Raw genomic sequence first — 3327 nt, 5'->3', positions numbered from 1 at the left:
TTTTTGTCAAATTTTATGTTAAGAAAGATGTGACTAATGGATAGATTAAGGGGGGCAGGGGGGATCAAACCTAAAATCCATTTTTAATTTAATTATAACCAGCTACTTACCTTGAAGGTTCAATATCGAAAAAGATTTCTCAAAGATTTGAAGGCATTGAAAAACCAGCCTGTTTATGAGCAAATTTTACAGCTTGCTTTTAGAGATTTACCCAATGCCAAATCATTGCAGGATTAAGAATATAGTTGAGAATATGCCCGATGCTCTCAAAACTGAACTTTGACATTATGCCGAATATTTGCTCACTAAGTCTGACCAAACAGAAGAAGATAAACAAGCAGTAAAAGAATCCGTAACTGTTAAAAGAACTTTAGCTGGTTCAATAAAAGGAACTTTCGTTTTACCTTTAGCTAATGACTTTGATGCTCCCTTAGAAGACTTTGACGACTATAGGTAATGAGGAGTGCTTTAATAGATACTCATGTCTTTATCTGGTTAGCTGAGGATGACCCAATTTTGCCTGTTTCGCTGCGAGATAGTCTTGAAAATACCGATAATGTTTTTGTAAGTATTGCTAGTTTTTAGGAAATATCGATCAAGGTAAAAATTGGTAAACTCTCTCTCTGTTCTGAAATGACGATAACTCAAAAAGATTGGGATTGAATTGCCGTGATCACCACCGTATTGATAATATCGGGAACGGTACAACCGCGACTGAGATCATTGACGGGTTTTTTTAATCCCTGTAGGATTGGACCAATCGCTAAAGCTTTCGTTTCCCGCTGCACGGCTTTATAAGTATTATTACCTGTATTCAGGTCAGGAAAAATAAACACCGTTGCTTGGCCCGCCACCTCTGACCCCGGCATTTTTTGGGCGGCTACTTCCCTATCTACCGCCGCATCGTACTGAATCGGGCCTTCTAGCTTCAAATCGGGGCGTTTTTCCCTAGCGATTTTGGTCGCTTGTCGTACTTTTTCCACGTCTTCTCCCTGGCCCGATTGACCCGAAGAATAGGAAAGCAGGGCGATTCGCGGCTCAATTCCGAATTTTTGGGCGGTTTCGGCAGAAGATAGGGCTATTTCGGCTAATTCCTCGGCGCTAGGGTCGGGATTGACCGCACAATCCCCATAGACCAAGACCCGATCCTCTAGACACATAAAAAAGACCGAGGAGACGATCGCACAATCGGGCTTAGTTTTGATAATCTGGAGTGCAGGCCGAATCGTGTGTTGAGTGGTATGCACTGCCCCCGATACCATACCATCAGCATCGCCTTGATACACCATTAAAGTGCCAAAATAGGAGACATCCTGTGCATAATCCCGGGCCATGTCGAGATTCATTCCCTTGGCTTTTCTCGCTTCGTAGAGGGTCTGCACATAGCTTTCAAAATGGGGACTAGCCACGGGGTCAATAATTTGCAGGCGATCGAGATCGAGAGTGATACCATGTTTTTTAATCACCATTGCAATCTCGTCCGGTTGTCCCAAGAGGGTTAAATCGACGATATCCTGTTCGATTAAAACTGTGGCTGCCTGGAGGATGCGCGGTTCAGTCCCTTCGGCCAAAACGATGTGACGTTTTTGCGCTTTGGCCTGTTGTACGAGATTATAGGTGAACATCTTCGGGGTAATCCCCTGGGTCCGCAAAGTGCGAATTTGCGCTTCTAGGCGATCGAGATTGATGTTACTGTGAAAAAGCTGCAGACTGAGGTTAATTTTATCGTAGTCCGTCGAGGTCAGGGTGGTCCGCACTTGGTGGATGCGTTCGGCCGTGGTGTAGGTATCGGTGGTGACGGAGAGAATCGGTAAGGGATCGGGCAAACCTTCAATTAAACGGGCGATCGAAGGATTGAGGTTATGACCTGCTGTTAAGACTATACCGGCTAATTGGGGATAATTGGCTGATTGGTGGGCCTGTAACATCCCGATAATCACATCGCCGCGATCCCAAGGAGTGATAATTAAACTATCTTCTTTTATCCGCTCTAGGGCATTTTGCATCTGCATGGCCACCACCAGAAAGTTACTAGCTAAACTGTCTAATCTCTGCTGTCCGTAGAGAACTTTTGCCTGTAATTGTTGGGCGATTTCTGCCACTCGCGGGCTGCTCAGTTTAGCATTATGGGGAATCACTCCTAGGGCATATTCTTGGGGGGGAAAAATTTTAGTCAGGGTTTTCCGTAATTCCTCTATTTTTTCCTCTTCAGCTTGATTGATAATAATCCCAATCACCGTACAACCTTTATCTTGGTAGGTGTCGCAGGAAATCAGGATCGGACTAAGGGCATCTTCGATACTGCGATTGTGGGCATTACCTAATATTAAGATGGGATAACCGAGATTTTTGGCAATTTCTGTATTTAGTTCAAATTCAAAGGCGGAATTTTCTTGCAGGTAATCGGAACCTTCACAGAGGATAAAATCATATTTTTTTTCTAAGTTTTTAAACTTTTTGATAATTCTTTCGATGATTTCATCAAATTTTTGTTGTACCAATAAATCCTTAACTTCGTCATAACATAAACCAAAGGCCTCTTCGTAGGTTTGTTCTAATTTAAAATAATTGAGGATTAAGTCAATGTCTTCGTCCCGATGACCTTGGGAACAGTCGAGAACAATTGGCTGGAAAAAAGCAACTTTATTAGTTTTGCGGAGAATTAAGTCAATAATTCCTAAAGCTACTAACGCTTTACCGCTTCCCGTTGCCGTCGTGCTGATATATAAAGAGTTAGTCATGGGTAGAGCAGAATAATAACAAGAGTGGGATTTAATTGGGCTACCCCAACCTTGAGGTGAGCGATTGATCCCCCCTTAATCCCCCCTTAATAAGGTGGTTTTGATCCCCCCTTAATCCCCCCTTAATAAGGGGGGCAGCGATCAAGTTGTCTATAAGGGCGTGAATTGTTGGGAAATTTTCAGGTAAACTATCTTTAGTTGTTGGCTAATCCAGAGATTTTTCTCACAGAGCGATCGCTGTTTGAATATCTACCAGAGAGTGATGGACTATACCTTGTAATCTAGCAGTTATTTTGTCCGATTGCTGTTCACTGGTAACATTTTTTCCATCGACTTGATTTAATTTCCTCAGATTACAATAAAGACTCCAGAAAATCCTATCACCGGCTTTCCAGCTAAGGCTTGGTTTTTCATAAAGATTTAAGTAGGTAGGCGTTAAAAGTTGTCAGACACCCCCCTTATCAAGGGGGGCAGGGGGGATCCCCCCGCCTATCGGCACCCCCCTTATTAAGGGGGGCAGGGGGGATCCCCCCGCCTATCGGCACCCCCCTTATTAAGGGGGGCAGGGGGGATCGAACCTAAAATC

Annotated in this window: 1 protein-coding gene and 1 pseudogene; one reads left to right on the top strand and one right to left on the bottom strand. The window is 43.6% G+C overall.

The features are described from left to right. Positions 1–295: 295 nt before the first annotated feature. A pseudogene (locus PX481_RS03590) lies at positions 296–457 on the top strand (DUF2281 domain-containing protein); the annotation flags it as partial. 187 nt (positions 458–644) lie between these two features. On the opposite strand, the gene pta reads toward PX481_RS03590, so the two are convergent. Continuing rightward, positions 645–2741, bottom strand: a complete 2097-nt coding sequence (gene pta, locus PX481_RS03585; RefSeq protein WP_288093690.1) for a phosphate acetyltransferase — start codon at positions 2739–2741, stop codon at positions 645–647. Positions 2742–3327: the final 586 nt, after the last annotated feature.

Source organism: Microcystis sp. M53603_WE2 (genome assembly GCF_030065435.1).
This window is presented reverse-complemented; position numbering and strand designations above follow the sequence as displayed.